The organism is Acinetobacter sp. AOR18_HL (assembly GCF_027855145.1).
Taxonomy (GTDB): domain Bacteria; phylum Pseudomonadota; class Gammaproteobacteria; order Pseudomonadales; family Moraxellaceae; genus Acinetobacter; species Acinetobacter pittii.
In genome coordinates, this window is record NZ_JAKTIG010000085.1 from 50,936 (window position 1) to 77,252 (window position 26,317).

At 38.8% G+C, this 26,317-nt stretch carries 21 protein-coding genes; 7 read left to right on the forward strand and 14 right to left on the reverse strand.

The features are described 5' to 3' along the window. Positions 1-40: 40 nt before the first annotated feature. Together fabR and MKL51_RS20655 are read left to right on the forward strand one after the other, a co-directional pair. The gene (gene fabR / locus MKL51_RS20650) at positions 41-736 is read left to right on the forward strand and encodes an HTH-type transcriptional repressor FabR (protein ID WP_002118668.1); all 696 of its coding nucleotides are present in this window, start codon (positions 41-43) and stop codon (positions 734-736) included. 166 nt (positions 737-902) lie between these two features. After that, complete coding sequence (locus MKL51_RS20655) at positions 903-1,919, forward strand: AI-2E family transporter (protein WP_005067939.1); 1,017 nt, start codon at positions 903-905, stop codon at positions 1,917-1,919. 57 nt (positions 1,920-1,976) lie between these two features. On the opposite strand, the gene rapA is transcribed toward MKL51_RS20655, so the two are convergent. The 6 genes from rapA to MKL51_RS20685 form a co-directional block, all read right to left on the reverse strand. Continuing rightward, positions 1,977-4,814 (reverse strand): RNA polymerase-associated protein RapA, encoded by a 2,838-nt coding sequence (rapA, locus tag MKL51_RS20660; protein WP_014207322.1) that lies wholly within the window; start codon positions 4,812-4,814, stop codon positions 1,977-1,979. A 144-nt stretch (positions 4,815-4,958) separates the two neighbouring features. Continuing rightward, positions 4,959-5,597, reverse strand: a complete 639-nt coding sequence (locus MKL51_RS20665) for an RluA family pseudouridine synthase (protein ID WP_005067937.1) — start codon at positions 5,595-5,597, stop codon at positions 4,959-4,961. 132 nt (positions 5,598-5,729) lie between these two features. Further along, complete coding sequence (locus MKL51_RS20670) at positions 5,730-6,434, reverse strand: isochorismatase (RefSeq protein ID WP_032006972.1); 705 nt, start codon at positions 6,432-6,434, stop codon at positions 5,730-5,732. A 62-nt stretch (positions 6,435-6,496) separates the two neighbouring features. Further along, a complete protein-coding gene (gene hemL / locus MKL51_RS20675; RefSeq protein WP_014207323.1) occupies positions 6,497-7,795 on the reverse strand; it encodes a glutamate-1-semialdehyde 2,1-aminomutase in 1,299 nt (432 codons plus the stop codon). A gap of 42 nt (positions 7,796-7,837) precedes the next feature. Next, positions 7,838-8,449 (reverse strand): thiamine phosphate synthase, encoded by a 612-nt coding sequence (thiE, locus tag MKL51_RS20680; RefSeq protein WP_014207324.1) that lies wholly within the window; start codon positions 8,447-8,449, stop codon positions 7,838-7,840. Between the two features lie 115 nt (positions 8,450-8,564). Next, positions 8,565-8,948, reverse strand: a complete 384-nt coding sequence (locus MKL51_RS20685; RefSeq protein WP_080749846.1) for a DUF962 domain-containing protein — start codon at positions 8,946-8,948, stop codon at positions 8,565-8,567. A gap of 165 nt (positions 8,949-9,113) precedes the next feature. Between MKL51_RS20685 and MKL51_RS20700 the strand changes: the two genes are divergently transcribed. Further along, positions 9,114-10,577 (forward strand): CYTH and CHAD domain-containing protein, encoded by a 1,464-nt coding sequence (locus MKL51_RS20700; protein ID WP_032006969.1) that lies wholly within the window; start codon positions 9,114-9,116, stop codon positions 10,575-10,577. Positions 10,578-10,612: 35 nt separating this feature from the next. Here MKL51_RS20700 and MKL51_RS20705 read toward each other — a convergent pair whose 3' ends face one another. Continuing rightward, a complete protein-coding gene (locus MKL51_RS20705) occupies positions 10,613-11,245 on the reverse strand; it encodes a hypothetical protein (RefSeq protein WP_032006967.1) in 633 nt (210 codons plus the stop codon). 107 nt (positions 11,246-11,352) lie between these two features. Here MKL51_RS20705 and MKL51_RS20710 point away from each other — a divergent pair, with 107 nt between their 5' ends. Next, the gene (locus MKL51_RS20710) at positions 11,353-11,736 is read left to right on the forward strand and encodes a DUF3144 domain-containing protein (protein WP_002118682.1); all 384 of its coding nucleotides are present in this window, start codon (positions 11,353-11,355) and stop codon (positions 11,734-11,736) included. Between the two features lie 61 nt (positions 11,737-11,797). On the opposite strand, the gene MKL51_RS20715 is transcribed toward MKL51_RS20710, so the two are convergent. The 4 genes from MKL51_RS20715 to MKL51_RS20730 form a co-directional block, all read right to left on the reverse strand. Further along, complete coding sequence (locus MKL51_RS20715) at positions 11,798-14,560, reverse strand: M16 family metallopeptidase (protein ID WP_032006966.1); 2,763 nt, start codon at positions 14,558-14,560, stop codon at positions 11,798-11,800. A gap of 121 nt (positions 14,561-14,681) precedes the next feature. Further along, complete coding sequence (locus tag MKL51_RS20720) at positions 14,682-15,497, reverse strand: PhzF family phenazine biosynthesis protein (protein ID WP_032006965.1); 816 nt, start codon at positions 15,495-15,497, stop codon at positions 14,682-14,684. A gap of 149 nt (positions 15,498-15,646) precedes the next feature. Further along, positions 15,647-17,041, reverse strand: a complete 1,395-nt coding sequence (locus tag MKL51_RS20725; RefSeq protein ID WP_032006964.1) for an L-cystine transporter — start codon at positions 17,039-17,041, stop codon at positions 15,647-15,649. Between the two features lie 208 nt (positions 17,042-17,249). After that, positions 17,250-18,131, reverse strand: coding sequence for a LysR family transcriptional regulator (locus tag MKL51_RS20730; protein ID WP_017399282.1), 882 nt, complete (start codon positions 18,129-18,131; stop codon positions 17,250-17,252). A 96-nt stretch (positions 18,132-18,227) separates the two neighbouring features. Here MKL51_RS20730 and MKL51_RS20735 point away from each other — a divergent pair, with 96 nt between their 5' ends. Then, positions 18,228-19,406 (forward strand): YbfB/YjiJ family MFS transporter, encoded by a 1,179-nt coding sequence (locus tag MKL51_RS20735; protein WP_032041975.1) that lies wholly within the window; start codon positions 18,228-18,230, stop codon positions 19,404-19,406. After that, positions 19,403-19,528 (forward strand): hypothetical protein, encoded by a 126-nt coding sequence (locus MKL51_RS20740; RefSeq protein ID WP_017399280.1) that lies wholly within the window; start codon positions 19,403-19,405, stop codon positions 19,526-19,528. The genes MKL51_RS20735 and MKL51_RS20740 overlap by 4 nt, the downstream gene beginning before the upstream one ends. Positions 19,529-19,563: 35 nt before the next feature. Here the strand turns inward: MKL51_RS20740 and icd are convergent, their stop codons facing one another. Next, complete coding sequence (gene icd / locus MKL51_RS20745) at positions 19,564-20,820, reverse strand: NADP-dependent isocitrate dehydrogenase (protein ID WP_005067916.1); 1,257 nt, start codon at positions 20,818-20,820, stop codon at positions 19,564-19,566. A 196-nt stretch (positions 20,821-21,016) separates the two neighbouring features. On the opposite strand from icd, the gene MKL51_RS20750 reads away from it, so the two are divergent. After that, a complete protein-coding gene (locus MKL51_RS20750) occupies positions 21,017-21,805 on the forward strand; it encodes an rRNA large subunit pseudouridine synthase E (RefSeq protein ID WP_032006962.1) in 789 nt (262 codons plus the stop codon). A gap of 113 nt (positions 21,806-21,918) precedes the next feature. Here MKL51_RS20750 and MKL51_RS20755 read toward each other — a convergent pair whose 3' ends face one another. Both MKL51_RS20755 and MKL51_RS20760 read right to left on the reverse strand, forming a co-directional pair. Continuing rightward, on the reverse strand, positions 21,919-24,156 hold the full coding sequence (locus tag MKL51_RS20755) for an NADP-dependent isocitrate dehydrogenase (protein WP_002118624.1): 2,238 nt from the start codon (positions 24,154-24,156) through the stop codon (positions 21,919-21,921). A 400-nt stretch (positions 24,157-24,556) separates the two neighbouring features. Beyond that, entirely contained in the window at positions 24,557-26,260 is a 1,704-nt protein-coding gene (locus MKL51_RS20760; RefSeq protein WP_017480598.1) for a M61 family metallopeptidase, read from the reverse strand. Positions 26,261-26,317 lie beyond the last annotated feature (57 nt).

A 26,317-nucleotide genomic window follows, 5' to 3' on the forward strand; every position in this document is an offset into this window, starting at 1 on the left:
AAGGCTATAATCCTGAGAGTTTACAAATATATTGAACAGCATGACCCAATCTTCACTTTCTCAGAACCTGAATGACACACCTCAACAACAAGATGTCATTGAAATTAAAACAGCTACGCGTTCTGTTGGAAGAAAAGCGACAATTACTAAAGAAGAACTTTTTCAGGCCGCTTTAAACCTCATTGGTCCGCAAAAAAGTATTGCGTCATTGAGTTTACGAGAAGTAGCTCGAGAAGCAGGAATTGCGCCAAATAGTTTCTATCGACATTTTAAAGATATTGATGAATTAGCAATTTCTCTAATTGACCGCGCAGGTATCGTTTTACGTAAAATTATCCGTCAGGCTCGCCTACGTGCTTCTTTACAAGAAAGTATTATTCGTAGTTCTGTCGATATTTTCCTTCAACAACTCGATGCCGATGAAGGTAATTTAAGTTTATTACTACGTGAAAGTTTTACAGGTTCTGCTTCTTATAAGGCTGCCGTAGACCGCCAGCTCAACTTTTTTCAGCAAGAGCTACAAGAAGATTTAATTCGTCTTGAACGCTTAAATAACAATCACCTGTATCACCCAGACCTTGTTGCTAAAGCAATTACTCAACTTGTGTTTCACATGGGCGCCAAAGTGATTGATTTGCCGATCAATCAACGTGCAGAAGTTGCTGAACAAACCATGATTATGATTCGGATGATTTTAGAAGGTGCACGTCATTTAGATGAAGCAAAAATTCGCTAAAATGATCTAATGAATGGCTTGTTGATGAACAGGCCATTTTTACATCTAACTCCTCTATTTTCCAATAAAAATATAATTCACTGATTGAAGCGAATAGCTTGCCAGAGTATAAATAATCATTCCGTTTGCTCTTTCTCCTATATTCCCAACGATCTCAGGGATCCACATGCAAAATTTGAATAATCGTCAAAGTCTGATTGCAAGCTACATTCTTATGGGCATCTTTTTGCTTTCGGTTATCCCATTACATCTATTAGCAAGTTTTTTTGCAGGCTTTCTCATTTATGAAATTATTATTAGTTTAAGTTCGGTTGTAGAACGTTATATTGATGGTCAAAGAGCCCGTATTTTTATTAGTATTTTACTCAGTATCGTCACCATTTCACTTATTGGTTTTTTCATAACGAGTCTGATTAGTTTCGTTGTATACGATCTAAAAGGTGTCGGATTACATAGTATTAATAGCAAGGTTGATCAAACCCTCCTTCATTTGCAAGCAGAGATCACAAAATATCTTCCAGGTTATATTCCTGATAGCGTGACAGATCTAAAAGACGAAATCTTTGCATTTATGAAAGATAACGTCACCACCCTAAAAAATACCAGTTCCGATATTTTGCATAACTTCGTGACTATGGTCATGGGATTAATTATTGGTATTTTGGTGGCGATACATGGTTTTCATCGCCGTACGCCTCAGCCTGTTTTTAAGTCACTGCTTATCCAACGTATTCAAAAATTATCAATTTCATTTAAAAATGTTGTTTTTGCCCAAATAAAAATTTCAGCCATTAACACGCTGCTCTTTATTTTATTCGCCTTTATTTTATTGCCGCTTTGGGGAGTTCACCTTCCTTTTGCCAAAACTTTAACTATTTTGACTTTTATGTTTGGTCTCATTCCAATTTTGGGGAATCTACTTTCAAACACTTTAACATTTATTGCAGCTCTTACAATTTCTCTAGGACTAGCAGGAGCAGCATTACTTTACCTCGTTTTGGTTCATAAACTTGAATATTTTATTAATGCTAAAATTATTGGGCATAAAATCAATGCAAATGCATGGGAGATTTTATTAGCAATGCTAGTATTTGAGTCAATTTTTGGCTTAGGCGGTTTAATCGCAGCTCCAATTTTTTATGCGTATTTAAAGCTAGAATTAAAAGACGCTGGTCTCATCTAATTCAAAATCGATGTATAAAAAAAGCGCCCTCTAGGCGCTTTTTTTATTTTGAGTAAGTTAAGGCTTAACTACAACTAACACCTGAATTGCTTCTGGTGTAACAGTTAAACCATCAAGTAAGCTCAAGCCTTCTTTTTGCAGTTTTTGTAAACGTTCAATTTCGTCTTGACGAATACTTGGGTTGAACTGTTTTAGATAAGTTAAACGGTCAATTTCATATTGCCATTTATTGCCATAATGTTCTTTTGCTTGTTGCTGAAGCTGCGGTAAATCAACTTTCGCAATCTCTAACGCTTGTTTATAGCGCTGCTCAATGATATCACGACGAGCTTTAACTACTTGGCGGCAGCTATTGCCATCTAAATGGTGCAAATAAGGTTTTAAAATTGTTGGATCAATCTTTTCAGATAAATCCTGTCCATTTTCACTTAACAATACACGGATAAGCTGTTTCGGCAAGCTTGATGGCAAGTTCAAAGATTTAGGTGCAACAACATCTACTTTAAACCAGACTTCAATTAATACTGAGCCCTGCTTTAAAGCGTTGGATTTGAGTACAGCAACATTGGTACTACCAAATGATTGCGTACGGATCATTTCCATAACACTTTCAATGAATGGATGCTCTAAAGTTAAATATTGAGCATCTTCACGAAGCTGAGCTTGATCGCGATAGAAAGTTGCTGTCATACCTTCTTCGTCTAAAGCCAAACCTTGCACTTGCATTTGGTCGGTTGGTTTAATAATCACCGTACCATTACTTTGCTCATCAAAGTCGATATTGGTTGATGACATGAAACGCTTCACAAACATTGGTAGCGTAGTATTGTCATCATAGTCTTCAAGGGCCTGAACAATTTCTTGTGCCACAATTGGACGACATGAATTATATTCAAGTAAACGATCTCGGCCAGCTTGAAGTTCAGCTTCTAGGGCTTGACGTTGAACATTTACCTCTTCAAGCAAATCTTCAAATGTTTGACCTTGGTCTGCAAGTAAACAATCTTTTAACTCAACAATAAAATTCTCTTGCAGCGTTTGCGCTGTCGGAGAAATATTGCTGAAAATATTTAGTGCTTCGTTATACCAACGGAACATACGCTCTTGAGCTGTTCCCATAAGGTATGGCACATGAATTTGGATACGGTTTTCTTGACCAATACGGTCTAGACGTCCAATACGTTGCTCTAAAACATCTGGGTTAGCTGGTAGATCAAATAAAATTAGATCACTGGCGAATTGGAAATTACGGCCTTCCGAACCAATTTCCGAACACAATAGAATCTGAGCGCCATAGCTTTCTTCAGCAAAATAAGCAGCAGCTTGGTCACGCTCAAGTAAGCTCATGCCTTCATGGAACATTGCCGTACGAATACCTGCATGCAAACGCAACACATTTTCTAAAGATTCAACTACTGGTCCGCTACGCGCAATTAAAAGTACTTTTTTATGCTTAAGATCTTTGCGTAAAATTTCCATTAACCATGGCACACGCGGATCATTTTGCATCCATGAACCATCAATTTGCGCTTCTTCAGGCCACATCTGTTCACGCAGTTTGCCATCTTTTGACCAATCTTCTGGTGCTGGTAATGGTGCTGGCTGACAATCACGCCCCGGGAAGCCCTGAATAGCTTCACGTGTATTACGGAATAAAATACGTCCAGTACCGTGACGGTCTAATAATTCGTGAATTGCCCTAAAGCGTTGATCTGGCTGGTCTTCAATACTGTGACCTAATAAACCTTCTAAAGCAGATAAATGCTCTGGGGTTAAAGCTTGATCCGACATGAGCACTTCAGCAATTTTTGCAGTCTGCTGATATTGAGTCTCTTCATCTAAGAAGCGCTCTAAACTACTAAAACGCTGTGGATCAAGTAAACGTAAGCGAGCGAAATGACTTTCTACACCTAATTGTTCAGGTGTTGCAGTGAGTAATAGTACACCTGCTGTATTTTCAGCGAGCTCTTCAATTAAATCGTAACGATCATTCCCGCCTTCTTCTTCGCTCCACATCAAATGATGTGCTTCATCAACCACGAGCAAATCAAAACCAGCTTCTATGGCTTGCTCACGCAAATCATCATGGTCAACCATTAAGTCAACGCTGGCAATAATGCATTGCTCAGTCAAGAACGGGTTAAGCTCAGGATCATGTTCTTTAATAGATGCTGTACGCGTTAAATCAAACAGAGAGAATTGCAAGTTAAAACGGCGACGCATTTCAATCATCCACTGATATTGAAGAGAATCAGGGACTAAAATCAGAATTCGTTCTGAACGACCAGTTTTAAGCTGTTGGTGGATAATTAAACCAGCTTCAATTGTTTTACCTAAACCAACTTCATCGGCAAGTAAAACACGAGGAGCAAAACGTTTACCAACTTCATGTGCGATATAAAGCTGATGAGGAATCAGGCCAACACGTGCACCGACCATCCCACGTAGAGGACTGGTCTGCATTTGTGCTTGCATCAACATCGCTTCAATACGCAAGTCATACCACTCTTTATAGTCAACTTGACTTGCAAGCAAACGATCTAAAGGTTTAGATAATTGAATTTGCGCACCAATACGTGTTTCATTGAGTGCCTTACGCTCTTGCTCGCCATTTTCTAAAGTACGAACAACGTTGTAACGCAAAACGCCATGACGATCTTCAACAGACTCAACGATCCACTTCTGGCCTTCTTGATCTTGAACTTCATCATTCGTATTGAAGATGATACGAGATAGTGGAGCATTGTTACGTGCATATACACGTGTCTCATCACTTTTGGGGAATAAAATGCTGACAGATCTTTCATCTACATCAATAAGAACACCTAAACCGAGCTCAGTTTCTGTGTCTGATAGCCAACGTTGACCAATAGCATACTGCTGCAATTTTTCCACCTTTCTCTCAAGTTCGCACTACATATTGTACGATGCAAATTAGCTTATTTTTGCATCTTTTTATGTAGTCTTTAAAGCAAAATTTTGAAGCAAAAACCAATTAAATCGCTTTGCTACAAAAAATCACGCATTAAAATTTTTACATTAAAACGGTACAGGACAGTCAAAAGTTAATGTTTCTGCTGTGACAGGATGATTAAAACTTAACTGTTTGGCATGCAAACATAAACGCGGAACAAGTTGCTGCTCCGGTGTTGCATACAGCGTGTCACCTACAATTGGATGCCCAAGATATTGCATGTGTACACGGAGTTGATGAGATCGGCCCGTAATTGGTGTTAATTTCACACGAGTTACAGGCTGTCCCTGAATCTGAAAATGTTCTATGACCTGCCAATGTGTTAAAGCAGGCTTGTTGTGAGAAGCGTCGACAATATGTAAAGGTGGTCGGCTTGGGTCATAGATGACAGGAATATCTACAGTCCCCTCACCCTCTAAATGACCTGCGACAAGCGCTTCATATATTTTTGAAGTCTGACGATCTTGAAATTGACGTGCAATTGCACTTTGACCGCGCTTCGATAAACCAAATACTAAAATACCTGAGGTATCTCGGTCTAGACGATGAATGAGCAAGGTTTTAGGTTCAATCGCAACCAACCTTGTCAAAACGCTATCATGTAAATCACCCTTACCAGGAACACTCAAGATGTCCGAAGGTTTATGAATCACCATAAAATCATCATCACGATAGATCAGATGTTCACTTAGAAAATCACTCAAAGTTGTATTCCCAAGGTAAGATGAAAAACAAGCGGGCAATAATAAAAAGCTTACGTCCGAATTACAATGCCGTTCGGGTAAATTAACAGCAGAATTTGCAAATATTATGGATCACTTGAGGTCTATAGTCAGTCAAGGCTTCAATAACTGCATAATATGTTGCAATGTCGGTGCTTGCATTATCTCTTCAGCACTTAAGCTCGCACCATTTGCACGCCATAGATCGACCAAATAATTCACAGCAGACTGATCTAGTCCGTAGTTCCTTAAATCAATTTCAGGATGGATCTCCATAGGATGTCGCCCCACCTGCTCAGCAATTGCCAATAAAATTCCTTTATCTGACAAGATATAAGAGGACGGCGTACTTAAAGACCATAACCGCATTAAGCTCTGCGTATTTAAATGTTTTATATGGTCAAAACTGATCTTTTCAACCCATTGGATATGCTGCTCTAGATTAGCCGCCAAGATCGCATCATTTACAACACTGACCTGATCTGTAATCGATAAAACAAGCTGCATGACTTGTTTAAACAGAGGCGACAAATCACCTACCATCATAACTTGGGCTTTAGTATTTGATGATAAACGCTGACCAAGCTCCAACATGGTTTGTTGAAGCTGAGATGTCTCAATAAAAATAATTGGAATTTCGAGTGATTGAGCGCGCTTAATCAACAATTCCAAATGATTCGCCAATGGTTGCTCAGACCAATCTGGTCGTAGTTTAAGCTCATTGAGCCCAACCATGAGCAAAATACTTTGCGCTGACTCAATTGACCAATTTGAAGTACTTGCAGCTAATTGGATTTTTCGAGGTAAGGGATAAAACATTGTTCTCTACAAATATAAAAATAGCTCAAATTAAAAAGCCCGTTTAACACGGGCTTTTTTGCTTACTTCATTTCAGCGAATGTTTCTTTTGCAGCCTGAATCGTAAATTCAATATCTTCATCAGAATGTGCAGATGAAATAAAGCCTGCTTCAAATGCTGAAGGTGCCAAGTTTACCCCACGCTTTAACATGCCATGGAAGAACTTTTTGAAAGCTTCAATATCACATGCCAACATTGAGTCAAAGCTTGTAATATCTTCTTGGTCAGTAAAATAAAGACCGAACATTGCGCCAGCTTGCTGAGTCTTAAATGGAATACCCGCTTCATCAGCTGCAGCTTGTAAGCCTGCAAGTAGCTTTTCAAGTTGAGCAGATAATTTGCTGTAAAAGTCAGGTTGGCGTAAATGTTTAAACATTTCAATACCAGCACGCATAGCAAGTGGGTTACCAGATAATGTACCTGCTTGGTATACACCGCCTAAGGGCGCGATACATTCCATGATTTCACGCTTACCACCAAATGCACCAACAGGTAAGCCCGCACCAATAATTTTGCCTAAAGTTGTTAAATCTGGCTTAACGTTATAAACCGATTGCGCACCGCCTAAAGCAACACGGAAGCCTGTCATCACTTCATCAATAATGAATACAGATTTATATTCATCACAAATATCACGAATGGCTTGTAAGAAACCGTCAATTGGTTTCACCATATTCATATTACCCGCGACAGGCTCAATAATAACACCCGCAATTTCATGACCAAATTTTACAAAGCATTCTTTTAATGCAGCAATATCATTATACGGCAGCGTTAAAGTATGTTTAGCAAAATCAACAGGAACACCTTTCGAAGTCGGTTCACCTTCACCTAAAGTGAGTAAACCTGAACCTGCTTTTACTAAAAGTGAGTCTGAGTGGCCGTGGTAACAACCTTCAAACTTCACGATTTTGTCACGGCCAGTATAACCACGCGCTAAACGAATAGCGGTCATGGTCGCTTCTGTACCCGAGTTAGTCATACGCACCAATTCAATTGATGGCATGATTTCACAGATAATATCTGCCAGTGTTGTTTCGTGTACGGTTGGTGCACCAAAACTTAAACCATCTTCTGCTGCTGTTTGTACAGCCTTAATAATCTCTGGATGAGCATGACCTAAAATCATTGGTCCCCAAGAACCAACATAGTCAACATAACGCTTACCATCGACATCCCATAAATAAGCACCTTTTGCTTTCTCGATGAAAACCGGTGTTCCTCCAACGCCATTAAAGGCACGTACCGGAGAGTTCACACCACCTGGAATGTGTTTGCTGGCTTGTTTAAATAACTGTTCTTGCTTTGGAGATAAACTCATGGAAATGCTCGTCTTAAATATCTAAAAAATAATTTTGAAAGCTTAAGAAAATAATTGTGCCCAGGCCTGTACACGGGCAGGAATTTCAGCAGTTGATCGGCCTAATATATCACTAATGACTGCACAGAGGTCAGCCCCAGCCTCAATCACAGATTTTGAGTTTTCAACAGTTAAACCACCAATAGCACAAATTGGTAAATCATATTGGGCTGCTGCTTGCTTAATTACTTCAATACCCACATTACCTGCTTCAGGTTTTGTAGAGGTCGCATAGACTGCACCAAATGCAATATAAGTCGCGCCATCTGCAATTGCTTTTTGTGCAAGCTCTAAAGAATTCAGACAAGTACGACCAATAATGACGCCTTCTGGTAATTGCGATTTTGCATCGGTAATTTCACCGTCACTTTGACCTAAATGCACACCTAAACCAAACTGAGCGGCAAGTTTTAAGTCATCATTAATGACAAAAGGAACCTGATATTTTTCACACAATAATTTGATTTGTTCGACTTCAGCGGGTTGGTCTGCTTTGTCTATTTTCTTACGGCGGTACTGTAAAATTGCGACCTGACGAGTTGCGAGTGCGGCATCTAGTTTTTCTAATAATAGTTGGATTGGGTCATCGTTGGTAATGAGGTATAAACCGCGCATACTCTACTCTCGCTTTAAAAAACTTCGCTAGTATAACGGATTTATAGGACATCATAAGTACCGATTGATATAGGCTTAACAGTACCAATCGGTATATTAAGAATAGAAAGTAAAATTAACTTGGTATTTTATCGTGCTTACGGTCAATCAAACTTAATCGACCAGTCGCTACGTCAGACAGCATTCGCCAATCAGAAATAAAGCTATAGAAAGGTTGTTTAAAACTGGCAGGTTTATTTTTTTCAAACACAAAATGTCCAACCCAAGCATTTGCGTAGCCTGCTACCAAACCATAGAGTACATATTTGGCTTGCTTCTTACGGACTGCTTTTGAAAAAAAGTATATGCCAATACTGCTACCCACCACGTGTAAGCGTCTGCTCATAATGTTACGGTGTTCAGTTAAATAAAAACGATAAAATTCCTGATAATTTTTAATCGGCAATTCAAACTCTGGCTGAGCTTCATGGCTAAAGTTTACTGGTGCATTCACGATCATCTTCCTGATTTTTATTTGATCAAAACGTCACCTGATTGTACACCTAAATAAAAGTGTAGCGTCATATGTTTGATTGTAACTTTCTCTATCAAAACCATTATTTTTAGAGCTAAGCTATTATACTTATTCAAGATAGTCTAAATACCTGATTCAGGGAGATATATTATGGTCGAAGTCGAACTAAAGTTTCAGTTACCTGAATCGAAGAAAAAAACTGTCCAGCAATACTTAAAAAAACACAAAGCAAAGAACATTCACTTACAGGCAAAGTATTACGATACTCCTGATCGATTACTTGCAAAAAACGGTATGGCCTTACGTTTACGTAAAGAAGATGATCAATGGGTACAAACATTTAAAGCCGCAGGTCAAAGCCATCTCCACCGTGTTGAAGAAGAAATTCATTTAGGTGTGTGTGACCAAGAACCTGACTTAAACCTTGAGTTATATCAAGATAATAAAGTGGTAACTGATTTAATTAATACGGCTTTAGGAACAGAAGCTGAAAAATTAAGTTTGCAGTTTGAGACTGATGTACATCGTACCTACCATGTGTTTGAAGCAGATAATACAGCGATTGAAGTTTGCTTAGATGATGGTGTCGTAAAAACAGCAGATGCACAAAGTGTAATTTGCGAAGTCGAATTTGAACTCAAACAAGGGGCTGTGAAAACGCTAATTCAGTTTACGCAGCAATGGATTAATCGTTACGCACTTTGGCTTGATGTAAGAAGTAAAGCCGAACGTGGCAACTTATTAGCACTAGGACAAGCTGCCTCACCTGCTGTTCATGCCAAAGCTCTGAAACTAAATAAAGATATTACTGCTCAACAGGCTCTCAAAAAGATTGTCGAAATCTGTTTAGAACAATTTTTACCAAATATGGCTGTAATTGCCGATGGCGTTGCTGAAGCTGAGCATATTCACCAAGCACGTGTGAGTCTACGTCGTTTACGTAGTGCCCTTAAGCATTTTACAGGTTGGTCAGGCGAGCTAAATCCTGTTTGGGAAGAACAAATTGCTGAGCTTTTCCGTAAACTTGGAGATACTCGTGATGAAGATGCTATTCGCACCGAAGTGTTACCTATTATTCAACAACATGGATCACCTGAGCTTTTACTACCAGTTTCAGCCCAGCCCTCAAAAGAGCTCTCAATAATCTTTACCTCTGCGGATACGATTAAGCTGTTACTCAATTTATTAGCATTTGCTTATTCAGAAGAAGATTCCAAGTCCCCAAAAGGCAGCTTAAAAAAACATATTAAAAAGAGTTTAGATAAGTTACATCATAAAGTGATTAGTAATGCTGAACACTTCTCTGAGCTTGAAGTGACTGAACAACACAAAATAAGAAAGCAAGCTAAGCAGTTACGTTATTGTGTTGAGTTTATTTCTAGTCTTTATCCAAATAAAAAAGTACAGCAATATTTAAAACAGCTACAACCTGTGCAAAATACCCTAGGTCAATATAACGATTTGTTTATTGCAGAAGGTATTTTTAACAATGTGGTTGAACAAGATCCGTCTTTTTGGTTTGCTCTAGGTTGGGTCAAAGCCAAACAGCCACAATTACAAAAGCGCTCAGCAAAAGCTTTACAGACTTTTAGTCAGGCTGAAACTTTCTGGTAATTTATAAAAAGTCGCTGTAAACGTGCAGCGACTTTTTATCGGTATTTACCAAATACTTTCCACACACCGTTATCTGCTAACGGATCACTATAACTATCACTACGTTGCTTTCTTGGCTTATCCCGAGCATCGACCAATTTAAAATGCGGCTCAACCCCTAGCACAATCCCATTCGTATAAAACCGTGAACGAGTATATTCGCTTTGCCCATGTTGAAACACATAGGTTCTTAAATCAATGAATTCACGGTGAGCAACCAAAGCCGCGGTATCATCGCTTTGCAACCATTCTTGCATTGTAAATATCTGGTCTGTTTCAAACTGTCCGCATTTTTCAATAAGACTCGCTACACCGCGGAAAGTTTTAGATTCTTTTGCGCGTGTTTTATTAATCCTTATTCGGTCTACGTGAAAAAAGAATAGCGGTAAATTTAAATGACTTGGCAGATGAATGACATCTGGTAATTCATCTTCCATAAATGGCTGAAAAAGCTCTTGTGCCCTTTCAATTAAGCCCTGCCATTGACGGTAATAATTTTCGACTTCTTGTTGCAAGCCATAATAAATCGGTAGCCCTTCAACATGCTCTAAATATTGGGGTGGGAAAACATGCTGGCGTAATAAAGCAATATCTGTCTTTAAACTTTGAATCGCAATTGCATCTTGCATATTAGTCTCTCCTACCAATACTTAGGCTATTTACAGACTAAGTCAAAGGTTTTGTTTCCGCAAGCGTTTGCCTATAATAAGCAGCTCTATTTTTGCGGGAATAAGTCATGTCTCAAAAGATTAATGCAACAGATATTACTGAAGAAGAAGCATTAAATGCTGTTTTCTTTGAGCGTGCGGATGAATTTATTAAACAGGCTAATGATTTTTGTCGCCCGCCAAAAGATAAAAAAGTTGATCCAGCTGAGCTACGTGGTCAAGTGAGTGCTGCAATGTTATTTGCTACTGCCCGCTTCAATACATGGGTAGCAGCAAATAACTTTAAAGATGGTAATGAAATGCGTGATGCGAAAGATCAGGTTATGTCTTACCTTCTTCAGCAATTTCAAATGATGCTTGAAGATAACTTCGATGAATATTGTGAACAATTCGAAAATTATTTACGTTTCCGTAAAAATGAAGATTTTCACGCGCACAAACATGATCATTAATGTGATTTAAAGACCCAAATAAAAAGCCACATTTGAGTGGCTTTTTATTTGCGAGAAGACTTTATTTCTTTGCGGCCTGACCATATTGATCAGCCATCACTTCGACCAAATGTTCAGGTTTAATATACTTCTTAATTACTCTGTTAACGTCAGCAACAGTCAATTTAGTTAACTCTTGATCATGACGAATTCGGTCTTGCAATGTTTTGTTTGTTTCAAGCTGTAGATTTAACATGCCATGAATATTACGCTCATCTTCTAATGCCGTAACTCGTTTCTTCATGATATCTGCTTTAGCAGCTTCAAGCTCTTGCTCAGTTACCCCATTTTTAACCAAGTCATTTAACACTTTGTGTATTGAAGCAGACACTTGTGCTGAGCGACCTGAAGTATAATTTGCACTAATGCTTAAGGCCCCTACATTCGTATCACGGTCAAGTTGTAGCCCACTTCCAAAACCATACACCAGCGCATTTTTCTCACGAAGCTCTTGAGCTAAACGTGATGAAATTTGAGACTCACCTAAAATATAGTTCATTAAAATGAGAGCAGATGCATCTGGATGGTTTTTCCCAACTGGAATTGAAAGCACACTTTGGTAGCTACCAAATTCACGCTGTTCAGATAAAACATGAACTTGCTGTGCTGGAAAATCAACGTGATCAATCAAGATTTTTTGATATGGCTGCTTACCGTTCCAACGACCAAATTCCTGATTCAGTAATTTTTGCATTTTTTTCGCATCAAATTCGCCTGTAATAGCAATTTGAGCATGGTTCATTGCAAAGAAACGCTCATATAACTCTTTCACTTGCTCTTGAGTTGCATTTTTCAACTGCTGTTTTGCCAGTTCAGGTTCAAAGTGATAACGCAAATCACCCGGTTGATATTCTTCAAGCAAACGTGAAAGTGTTAAGCCAGCCACGACATCTGGCTCGGTATAAGGACGATCAAGGCTTGATAAACTTTGCGATTTAATTAAATCAAATTGAGATTGCTCAAATTTCGGATTTTTCATCACATCAAGAACAAACTCGAAAAACTCATCAAATTTTTCTGATTTAGACTGAATATTAATGGTCATGCCATTGCCGTCAGCACTTGCATAAGCCGCGCCGCCCGCATCAATCGATTTATCGGCAATATCTTGCAAACTGTATTTATCAGAACCACGAAGCAATAGATATGAAGTTAAATCAACGACCGTACCCTTATTAAATAAAGATTTTTCTGTTCCAAAGTCCATCGTAATCGTTGCATAAGTACGATCATCACGTGTTTCAACTGGGAATAAAGCGTACTTCATTCCATTTTTCAGTTTTCCACGGATAATCTTTTTCTCATTGCTTTCAACATATTGCTTAGAAGTTTTTAAAAACTCCGCAACTTCTTGTTGATACACCTTTGGATCTTTTAAAGGCTCTGCCTTTGCTTCTACCTGATCTAGAGTTTTAGGTGCTTCTTTTGCATTTTGCTGTTGAGCTTTTTTCTGATCTTCAGGTGTTGGTAAAATATCACCGTCAATGCGATGCTCAGCCACAAGGAATTGTTTTAAAGTTTGATTCACTTGGTCTAACTTAACGTTTTCTACTGAATCTAAATCTTTAAAATATTGATCCCACTGACCGCCAGCGACAGTGTAATCACTTAAACGTGACCCAAGTGCTACCGCATCTTTAGTAATTAAATCACCTTGAGTTTTCATTAAACTCTTAACACGATTTAATTCAACCTCAGTAAAAGGCTTTCCTTTCTCGATACCCGCTAGCAGAGAGCTTTCAACTTTTTTAGGGTCATTACTTGGTGAATAAATGGCACCCAAAAACACCACATTAAAATCTTGGTCTAACCACGTACTTGCATCAACATTTGTGGTAATGCCTGTTTCAACCATATTCTGGTATAGATGACCACTTGGCTGCATGGTATATAACAAAGGTGCTAAAGCGAGTGTTGGCTGAATTTTGGTATTTTTACCATTCATATAGATATGGAATTTAGCGAGATCGCTCCCCTTTTTCACTATGAATTGACGATTTTTCATTTTTGTAGAGTCAAGCACAGGAATCTGTACAGTTTTAGGAACCGCTCTTGCCGCAATTGGACTAAAATATTGATCTATTGTTTTTAAGACATCAGTCTTATCAAATTTACCTGAAATCACCATAACCGCATTATTGGGTGCATACCAGCTACGATAAAACTGGTTCAGTTCAGGCATCTTAATAGATTTAAGCTCAGGCAAATCACCAATCGGTAAACGACCTAAATATTGGTTACCATAAGCTGACTTCCACATTTGATCCATCAGCACAGCAAAAGGCTGATCCATACGGACTTCACGTTCACGCTTTACAATTTCAATCTCGGAAGGAACAAACTTTTCTTGAAGAACTAATTTATCCATACGCTCAGATTCAAGATACAGTACCTGATCAAGCGCAGTTTTTTCTGGACGAACGATATTAGTATATTTTGTTGAATAATAATCGGTGCTGGCGTTTGTCATCAATGTATATTGATCTAAACGACGCTGGAACTCTTCCCCTTTAACATTTTGTGTCCCCTTAAAAGCCAAGTGCTCAAGCAAATGAGCTAAGCCACTTTTACCTTGCGGGTCATTTAATGAGCCTGTTAAATAAATGGTATTAATAAAGATTTTATTTTCTTTGTCATTCGGCGCAAGTACAATCCGAAAACCATTATCTAATTTATATTCCTCAATATTTTGCTTACTTTTTACTAGTGTAGTTTGTGCCCAAGACGCAGCACTTAAACCAAGAATACATAGGGAGAGTGTCAGTTGTTTAAACTGCATAAACATATAAATACCAATTAATTTGAATAATAAAAAATCAATAGTTGTGGGACTATAGTAGGAAATTTAAGCTGACTTTCATAGTAAAGTTTTGAAAAAAAGCCGTTTATTTAAACGGCCTTATATTTTAAGGAAAAATTTCAGCTTGCATATAAAGCTTCCCATACCCTGAAACTTCAATACGTTCCTGATTCAGGATATTGCAATATAAAACGCCTCCACGGCTAGAAGCCTGATAAGCCATAATATTATTTTTATCGAGTTTCTCTGCCCATAATGGTGCTATTGCCGTATGAATTGAACCCGTAACTGGATCTTCCTCAATGCCCGCGACAGGTGCAAAATAACGCGATACACAATCATATTGTTGATCAGCTTTTGAGGTGATTGCAACATCCATCCCTGCAGTGGTAATCGCAGTCCGTTTACCTAAGGCTTTAAGTAAGTTCATGTCAGGCTGCTCATCTAACACGTCTTGCACTGATTCATACTCAACAATGTAGGCTTGAACATTTTGATAAACCGCTTTAAAGGGTTTTGTTAATGCTTGACGTAAAAGAGCTGGATAATCTTCAACTTGATGAGCTTTGCGAATTGGAAAATCCATTCTAATTTTACCGTCTTCATCTTGGTGAACAATAAAAAGCCCTAAATTTCTGACATGAAAATTAAGAGTCTTTTTCTCGGTAAAATCTTTAAATAATATGAAAGCACTGGCAAGTGTGGCATGCCCACAGAAATCAACTTCGATCGTTGGAGTGAACCAACGGATTTCATAGTTTTCAGAGTCTATAATTTTTACAAAAGCAGTTTCAGATAAGTTGTTTTCAAGTGCTATCTTCTGCATTAAATCTACATCTAACCACTCTTTTTCAACAACGACAGCGGCTGGATTTCCACGAAATAGCTCTTTTGTAAAAGCATCGACTTGATACATTTTCATGATAGTGCTCTCTTTTGTAATAGACTCATTTTCGAAAATTATTTAAAAGAAAAACAGATACAGTTTTTTTTAAATTAACATCACAGTAATAATTTATGCATATAAAAAAACGGCTCATCTAGAATAGAGAGCCGTTTTTTTACTGATCTTTAATGATGTTGAGTTAATTCAATTTCATCTTCACTGTTTAATATTTCTTTATCAGTCTGGCCCATGAATTGACTCGTCACTACACCCGCAGTCATTGAACCATTTACGTTTAATGCAGTACGTCCCATATCAATGAGGGGTTCAATTGAAATAAGAAGCGCAACCAATGTTACAGGTAAACCCATTGCAGGAAGAACAATCAGCGCAGCAAAAGTCGCACCACCACCCACTCCGGCAACCCCAATTGAACTTAAAGTCACAATACCAACTAACGATGCAATCCACATTGGGTCTAAGGTGTTGATACCCATAGTTGGTGCAACCATCACCGCGAGCATTGCAGGATACAAACCTGCACAACCATTTTGACCAATAGTCGCCCCAAAAGAAGCAGAGAAACTTGCAATAGATTCAGGCACACCCAAACGACGAGTTTGCGTCTCAATGCTCAGTGGAATACTTGCTGCACTTGAACGACTAGTAAATGCGAACGTTAAAACTGGAGCAACTTTCTTAAAGAATTTAAGAGGAGAAACGCCTGTAAGCGTCAAAATAATGGCATGTACGATAAACATAATCGCCAAGCCTAAATAAGACGCCACCAAGAAACCGCCTAGATTTAAGATATCTGCGACATTTGAACTAGCCACAACTTTGGTCATAAGCGCAAATACACCATACGGCGTAAGTGTCATCACGAGACGAACGAGCTTCATTACCCATGACTGCAACGTCTGAATCGCAGTAAGAATACGTTGACCTTTTTCTGCGTCGTCCTTCATTAGGTTAAGCGCTGCTATACCTAAAAAGACGGCGAAAATAACCACGCTAATAATTGAAGTTGGGTTTGCACCAGTTAATTCAGCAAATGGGTTACTTGGAATAAAGGAGAGAATAAACTGCGGTACACTTAAATCGGTAACTTTACCTACATAGTCCGTATTAATGGCAGTTAAGCGTGCAGTTTCAGCAGCACCTTGCACCAAACCTTTTGCAGTTAAGCCAAATAGATTAGTAACGAATACCCCTACCAGTGCAGCAATCAGTGTTGTAAAGAGTAAAGTACCAATTGTATAAAAACTGATTTTGCCTAAAGATGAGGCTTGGTGTAATTTTGCAACCGCTCCCAAAATAGACACAAATACCAAAGGCATCACGACCATTTGTAAAAGTTTTACATAGCCGTTTCCAACGATATTAAACCAGCTAATAGATTCAGCAAGAATCGGATGGCCACCGCCATAAATCAAATGTAGTCCTAAACCAAACACCACACCTAGAACTAAGCCAGCCAGTACTTTTTTAGATAAGCTCCAGTCCGTTTTACGTGTTTGGGCGAGTAAAAATATTAACCCGACAAAAACCACAATATTGATGATTAAGGGTATATTCATTCCCAAACTCCAAATTATTGCTTGTGTCATCTTTCAAGGGGGCATATTTGACCATAGCCAGCCTATATAAACTACCCTTTTCCACAATTTTATAGCATCAAGATGATTACAAACCTCTGTGAGAATATAAAATGACTTTTTCATACATATATATCACTTTTAATTTATAAATTAAGTTGGATATTTACGTATGAAAATCAATCACAACCTAAGCAACATTTAATTCAAATTGTTGCTCAATAAAATGAATAAACTGCTTTAAATTGCTTCCCCATGTTTCAGGCGACTGGGCAACCAAGTAGGTAGTAAAATGAGCGGATTCAGTATTAAGTTCAAAACAACTTAATGACACTTTCTCGACTACTTTGTTTAGATATGACTTTGGCAATAAAGCAAAACCAACGCCTAATTCCACACAGCTTACAATCCCGTCCAGACTGCCCATTTCCATAATTTGTGAAGGCGGAACACTGTGATCATTTAAAAATAACTCGATTGCATGACGATAAGAACAACCTTGTCGAAACGCAATAAATCGGGTCTTTGCAAGCTTGGCAACATCTGGAAAGTGAGTTTGCTGTTTCGGACAAACCAAAACCAATTGTTCTTGCCAAACAGGTAAACTATACAACTCTGGAATTAAATATTTAGAAGCAACAAAAGCACAGTCGACCTCTCCTTGCTGCACAGCGCTTAACAAATATCGTGTCGGGTGAGTTTGCAGCTCAATCGGCAAATTCGGATATTGCTGCATACATTGATTGAGTAATTGAGGTAGACGTATTGCTGCTGTCGTTTCCATACTGCCCAAACGAATGGTTTCGTTCGGGTCAATATCACCCTCTTGAAAGATTTTTTTCGCTTTATTATGTAGAGCAATCATTTGAACAGCATAACTATGCAGCTGTTGTCCGGCATTCGTTAAAGTCACAGGGTTATTACGATTGAATAAAATAACCCCTAACTCTTCTTCAAGTTTTTTCACATGGCTCGTGATATTCGATTGCACCGTATACATTTTTTGTGCAGCCAAGGAAAAACTTCCACTCTCTGCAACAGCTAAAAAAAACTCTAGAGACTTAAGTAACATACCACTATCTCAAAACAAGATAATAACTATCATATTAAATCATTTTTAAAGATTTAAAAACTCGCTTTTAATAATAAAAAAATTGAGCGTCCTCTCATGTCTACGTTTTATCGAATGAGCTTAATTGTCTTTTTGGCAACTTGTTTGGGAATTGGTGTTTTTAGATTTTCCTATACTGCGCTTATGCCCATCATGATCGAGCAATACCAATGGACTCACGATTTTGCCAGTTACTTAGGGAGCGCAAATTTATTGGGATATCTCATTGGTGCCTTATTAGCGCTCTTAAGTATTAAAGAAAAGTACATCCCACCCATGATTGTCTTGTCGGCTATAGCTGGCAGCCTCAGCCTACTAGGCTGTTCATTTATGGATATGCCTTTGGTGTGGTTCATTTTTTGGCGTACGATTTCAGGTATTGCTGGCGGCTTACTTATGATTTTGGCGCCTAGCTTTGCAATGAAATACACTCCCAACACGCAAAGATTAAAAGTTAATTTCTTAGGATTTAGCGGGATTGGTGTCGGCGTTTTATCCGCCACTATTATTATTCCTCTACTTAAAAATATGCCCGTACATTATGTTTGGAATATTTTCGCGGGTCTTTCTCTATTAGGAAGCTTAACTCTTTATCGATTGTTAAGTCGTAATACTGCCCAGATTATTAAGCCGCAATCGACCACTATACAAGCCTTACAAAAATCACGTTTAGGCCTTGTCATTATTATTGCCTATATGTGTAGTGCCTTTGCATATATTCCACACTCTTTGTTTTGGATGGATTATTTATCTGGAACTCTGCATTTTCCCCTACAGCAAAGAAATCTATTTTGGGTTCTCTATGGAGTGGGAAGCTGCATTGGTGCACTTGTCGCTTATTGCTTAAGCAGACTAATCGGATATCTACAGGCCATTAAATGGTTATATACCATTTACAGCTTAGCCGTTGTTTTGCCGTTCCTTTCACATACCGCATCTTTACTGGCCTTATCTTCGCTTCTGACAGGCTTACTGACTCCCGCAACCGTATTTATTAGTTCTTATAGTCTGCTACAGATTTATGAGCACCGTTATCAAAAGCTTTGGAGCCTTGCCACCATTGGCTTTGCCAGTACTCAACTTTTGGGTGGTGTTGTCATTAGTACTTTGCATCATTTGCATTGGTCTTATGCACATCTCTTTCTTTTGGGTGGAACCGTTCTTCTCTTTGCGGTTTGCCTTTTAATTCCCCTACGCCCTTCTTTCACCTCAACTCTCGGAGAAACCAAATCGTGAAAACTCTGCTCTTTCCTTTATTTCTAGTTGCTTTCGTTCTTGTTATTCAAGCCCTAGACCAGAGTTATCAAAAGAAAATCGGCTTTATTAAAACTCCGAAACATCCCGAATTTATGCAATAAAAAAAGCCCTCAACCGAGGGCTTTTTAATAGAAGATTACTCTCCCATATGTTTAATAATTGCATCACCAAATTCAGAACAACGTAACAAGGTTGCACCCGGCATTAGGCGCTCAAAATCGTAAGTTACGGTTTTGGCAGCAATTGCTCCAGAAATTCCTTTAATGATCAGATCAGCAGCCTCTGTCCACCCCATATCACGCAGCATCATTTCCGCAGAAAGAATAATAGAACCAGGGTTTACTTTATCCTGACCTGCATATTTAGGTGCTGTGCCATGCGTTGCTTCATACACAGCAATAGCACCACCAATATTTGCACCCGGCGCAATACCAATACCTCCGACTTCCGCTGCCAAAGCATCAGAAATATAATCACCGTTTAAATTTAGCGTGGCAATCACAGAGTAATCGGCTGGACGCATGAGAATCTGCTGTAAAAATGCGTCTGCAATGACATCTTTGATAATGATGTCTTTACCCGTTCTAGGGTTTTTAATTTTAACCCATGGACCACCATCAATCAGTTCTCCACCGAAACGATCTAGAGCCAATTCATAACCCCACTCTTTAAATGCGCCTTCGGTGTATTTCATGATATTGCCCTTGTGAACCAACGTCACAGAAGGCTTGTCATTTTCGATTGCGAACTGAATGGCTTTACGGACTAAACGCTGTGTTCCTTCTTTCGATACAGGTTTAATTCCAATGCCACATCCTTCAGGGAAACGGATTTTTGTGACACCCATTTCTTCTTGAAGGAACTTAATGACTTTTTTTGCCTCTTCAGAATCAGCTTTCCATTCAATCCCTGCATAGATATCTTCCGAGTTTTCACGAAAAATCACCATATCGGTTAATTCGGGGTGTTGAACGGGTGATGGAACGCCTTCAAACCAACGCACTGGACGTACGCAAACGTATAGATCTAATTCTTGGCGCAATGCAACGTTGAGTGAACGAATACCTCCACCTACTGGTGTGGTTAAAGGACCTTTGATTGATACAACAAACTCGCGAAGTGCTTCAAAAGTTTCTTCAGGCATATAGTTGCCATAAATTTTATTGGCTTTTTCGCCGCAATACACTTCCATCCATTCGATTGAGCGTTTGCCACCGTAAGCTTTTAAAATCGCAGCATCTACGACTGCTTTCATGGTTGGTGTAATATCCACACCAATACCGTCGCCTTCAATGAAAGGAATAATTGGATGATTTGGTACGTTCAGTGATAGGTCTGCATTTACTTTGATTTTGTCGCCGTCGGCAGGAACCACGATCTTCTGATAACCCATTGTGTAGATTCTCCCTTTTATAATACTTAATTAACTAAAAATAATTATCGATAAACAATACTTTCAACTTTTATTAACGCATAATAGCTTAATCGAATTTAATTCTTTTTGAGATTTATGTGGGAAATAAGCAAATTTCCCACTTAAATATAGCTCAATGTTTTCTCTAGTTATTTGAAAGAAGAAGCCATTTTTTATGAAAATTGTGATTCTCAACAAGCCATATGACGTTCTCTCCCAGTTTCGTAAAGACGAAGCGCACATGACCGTCTCTGACTTTGTTGATGACCCGACTTTGCGCTTGGCAGGCCGTCTTGATATGGACTCTGAGGGTTTAGTTTTTTTAACCGATCATGGTGGTCTGAATCAGTTCATTACCAACCCTGCAAATAAAAAATACAAAACGTATTTAGTTCAAGTTGATGGCGATGTAACCGAAGAAGCGCTTGAGCAACTTCGTAAAGGTGTAGAACTGAATGATGGTATGACGCTTCCTGCAAAAGCCATTAAAGTAAGTGAACCTGAATGGTTATGGGAACGCAATCCACCCGTACGTTACCGTGCAAATATTCCAACATCTTGGATTGAGATTTCAATTTGTGAAGGCCGTAACCGCCAAGTTCGTCGTATGACTTCTGCGGTAGGTTTTCCAACTTTACGTTTAATTCGTACTAAAATTGGCTCAATTGACTTAGTTCAACTTGGCTTAAGACCGGGTGATGTAAAAGAAATTGAACCATTACTCTACCCTGACTTTAAAGATGTACCAGCTGAACAGCCTTATCGCTCGCGTTCATACGTGAAAAAGCCAGGCGGTGCTGGTGGCAAACCAATGGTTCGCAAGAACAAAGATGGTTCTGCGAAAAAGTCTGGTACAAAACGTATTTGGCAAATGGATGAAAGCGAGAAACCACGTCGTAAGACCAATGGTACAACTCGCCCAAATACCAAAGCACCACGTGGTCGTGGCCGCAATGGTCGATAAGATTTAATCTTTTAAAAGCTCACATCAGTGGGCTTTTTTAATATCTTTTTTTAAGAAATAAAAAACCGGTGCATATGCACCGGCTCTTAAGCTATTTACTAACGAGTGAGTAATTAAGCCTCAACTGTTGCAAGAGCTGCATTAAATGTAGCACTTGGACGCATTACAGCATTTACTTTAGTTGGGTCAATTGCGTAGTAACCACCGATGTCCGCTGGTTTACCTTGTACTTGAGCAAGTTCAGCAACAATCTTCTCTTCATTTTCAGCTAAAGCTTTAGCAAGAGGAGCAAATTTAGCTTTCAACTCAGCATCTTCGTTCTGAGCAGCAAGTGCTTCAGCCCAGTAAAGTGACAAGTAGAAGTGGCTGCCACGGTTATCGATTTCACCAGTACGACGTGATGGAGACTTGTCATTGTCAAGCAATTTACCAGTCGCTTCATCAAGTGTCTTCGCAAGTAACTTAGCACGAGCATTATTTTCTTTAATACCCATTTCTTCTAAAGATACTGCAAGCGCAAGGAACTCACCAAGTGAATCCCAACGTAAGTGGTTTTCTTCAACAAGTTGTTGTACGTGTTTTGGCGCTGAACCACCTGCACCAGTTTCGTACATACCACCACCCGCCATTAGCGGAACGATAGACAACATTTTTGCAGAAGTACCAAGTTCCATAATTGGGAACAAGTCAGTTAAGTAGTCACGTAAGATGTTACCAGTCACAGAAATCGTGTCTAGGCCACGTACTACGCGCTCAAGTGTGTAACGCATTGCACGTACTTGAGACATGATTTGGATATCAAGACCAGTCGTATCATGATCTTTTAAGTACTTTTGTACTTTCTTGATCAATTCGTTTTCGTGTGGGCGGTACGGGTCAAGCCAGAAGATTGCAGGCATACCTGAGTTACGTGCACGAGTTACTGCAAGTTTAACCCAGTCACGAATCGGAGCATCTTTAACCTGACACATACGCCAGATATCGCCTTCTTCAACATTTTGAGTCAATAACACTTCACCAGTGTCAAGATCGGTAATATTTGCAATACCAGCTTCTGAAATCTCAAAAGTCTTGTCGTGAGAACCGTATTCTTCAGCTTTTTGAGCCATCAAACCAACGTTTGGTACTGTACCCATAGTCTTCGGATCGAAGTTACCATGCCACTTACAGAAGTTGATCATTTCTTGGTAAATACGGGCAAATGTTGATTCTGGCATAACAGCTTTAGCATCATACTGCTTACCATCAGCACCCCACATTTTACCACCGGCACGGATCATTGCTGGCATAGAAGCATCAACGATGATGTCGTTTGGTGAATGGAAGTTTGTGATGCCTTTTGCTGAGTCAACCATTGCAAGTGCAGGACGGTGTTCTTGACAAGCATGCAAGTCTTCAATGATTTCTTCACGCAACGAAGTTGGAAGAGTTTCGATTTTCTCGTACAACCCAGCCATACCGTTATTAACGTTAATGCCTAATTCGTCAAATAACTTACCGTGTTTTTCGAAAGCTTCTTTGTAATAGATTTTCACACAGTGACCGAAAACGATCGGGTGTGAAACTTTCATCATTGTCGCTTTTACGTGTAAAGAGAATAAAATTCCCGCTTCTTTACAATCATCAAGTTCTTTTTCATAGAAATCACAAAGTGCTTTCTTGCTCATGAACATTGAATCAATGATTTCACCTTCTTGAAGCGCAACTTTTGGCTTAAGAACAATGCTCTTACCACTATTTGTGATAAGTTCCATTTTCACATTACGCGCGCGATCAAGTGTCATTGATTTTTCACCATGGTAGAAGTCACCTTCTTCCATATGTGAAACGTGGGTTTGTGACCACTGTTTCCACTCGCTCATTGAATGAGGGTGTTTTTTCGCATAGTTTTTAACTGCTGCTGGAGCACGGCGGTCAGAGTTACCTTCACGAAGGACAGGGTTTACTGCTGAACCAAGGCACTTACCATAACGAGCTTTGATTGATTTTTCTTCTTCAGTCGTTGGATTTTCCGGATAATCTGGAATTGCATAACCTTTTGATTGAAGCTCTTTAATACATGCAGTTAATTGCGCAACAGACGCACTAATGTTCGGGAGTTTGATAATGTTTGTATCTGGATCTTGTGTAAGACGACCTAGCTCTGCAAGGTTGTCGGATACCTTTTGCTCTTCACTTAGGTAATCAGCGAATTCTGCGAGCACACGTGCAGCTACAGAGATGTCACTTTTAATAATCTCGATGCCAGCTGGCTTGGTAAAGGTCTCAATGATCGGCAGTAGCGAATAGGTCGCCAATAATGGCGCCTCATCAGTCAGTGTGTAAATAATAGTTGACTTTTCACCAGCCATATATAGCCCCTTCCGTTTGATTGAGTGTTGAGGACCGAGCTTGTGGCCCAGTGCCTACGAACCGATATGCTTAAATAAAACCCTGAGAGTATCGGCTCTCATTGTCTTCCAGTCAACGAAATATCCAGTGATAACGACATTTCGCAGCGAAATAATACATAATTTAAATCTATTGATAATATTCCTATACCCAACTTTAAGTAATACATAATTCATCATTACTTTTTTATGGACTGAATACGATTAAATTACATGAGATATCTTTCAGAGTTCTGACAATTATTATACTTTTCATTCAAAACAAACTCAAAGATAAAACGGATTTCATCTTTTAGTAGCACTTAAAAATAAAAAACCGATGTACAAAACATCGGTTTTTTATATACTATTTAACTGTTATTTAAGCTTTTAACCATTTTTCAGTTTTAGCCTGATCTTCAATAATAAGTTCAACTTCAGTTAAATCAGATGTAGCACACTCAACTTCAAAAGATATTAACTCATCGCGACGGAAAGCATACACAGTATAAGTACCGCCCTGTTTTGCATACTTCTCAACAAGTTTAGTGGTCGCTTTTAAACCATCAATTGCGATAATTACATCATTGGCAGAAATACCTGCTTTAGCTGCTGTGCTATCGCGGCGAGCACTTTGCACGAGTACGCCTTCTGGCTTATCAACAAGTTTCAAACCAAGTGGCAAAGATTTGTCAGTTTTAACTCTATAACTTAAGCCAAACTCAGGGAACAGTTGATCAAGTGGTAATTCATCAGTGGTATTAATCAAATGATTAATTTGTTCAATCCAGCTATCACCCGTCAGTTCTTTACATAAATCAAAAATAGTTCTTTCATTTACTTGCATACCATTTTGAGTGTTTTCATATAACCGACGCATTAAAGCATCAAGACTAGAACCACGTAGACGTAAACCTAAATCTAGACATAATGCAACTAACGAACCTTTATTGTAGTAACTGGTACCCGCATTATTCGAGTTTTCATCTTGGCGATAAAATTTTATCCACGCGTCAAAACTTGACTCTGCAACTGTTTGAACAAAACGACCCGGGTTTTGCAAGTAGCGGTCAATTTGTGCTTTGAGTAAATCAAGATAAGACTTCTGAGAAATCACGCCGCTACGTAATAAAATCAGGTCATCATAATATGAAGTAAAGCCTTCAAATATCCAAAGTAAAGAAGTATAACCTTCTTGATGCAAATTATAGTTTGCAAAGTTTTCTGGGCGGATAAACTTGACTAACCATGAATGAAAATATTCATGACTACATAAGCCTAAAAAGCGTTGATAATCTTTAGAAGGTTCAGTGGGTTCATTCGACTTTGGCAAATCCTCACGCGGTGTAATCAAGCTTGTGCTATTACAATGCTCTAATCCGCCATAACTATTCCCTGTTGCCATGGTCATAAAAGTATAGTTTTTAAATGGTGCTGAACCGAACATATTAATTTCAGCTGCACAAATTTTTTCAATATCGGCTTTTAGACGATCAATATTGGTATTGTGCGAACCAGAAATTACGAACTCATGTTCAATGCCGTTCGTCTCAAAACTAAAGCGTGTTTGATCAGCCAACTCAAATGGACTATCGATCAGTTGATCATAATGATCTGCTTTTAAAGTAAATCGACCTTTAACTAAGCTTTTTGAAGCTAAGCCCGTTGCTAACTGAAAATGCTTTAATTCATCTGGCAAGAAAACTTCGACTTCACAAGCAGACTGTTCTTGCCCTTCTAAAGCTAAACATACACATGCTGGATTAATATATAAGCGTGTCTGGTCTACATACGCACCACGTACAGACAAATCATATGCATACACATCATATTCAATCGTCATTAATTCGTGGTCTGTATTAAATAAACGCCAGCGATTCTTACTCGTTTTTTTAATGTCCAGCAGACGTCCAGCTTCATCATAAGCTTTAACGGATTCAATATGTTTTGAGAATTCTCGAATTAGATAACTACCCGGAATCCACGTTGGTAACCAAAGTTCCTGATTCGGGTTGGCTAAAAAACGAATTGTCACGTGAACAAGGTGCTGTTTGTAATCATCGAACTCAATTTGATAATGCAACATAAATTCTTCAATTTAAAATAAGAACGGCTTCACATTAGATTATCACTTTTTTGTATC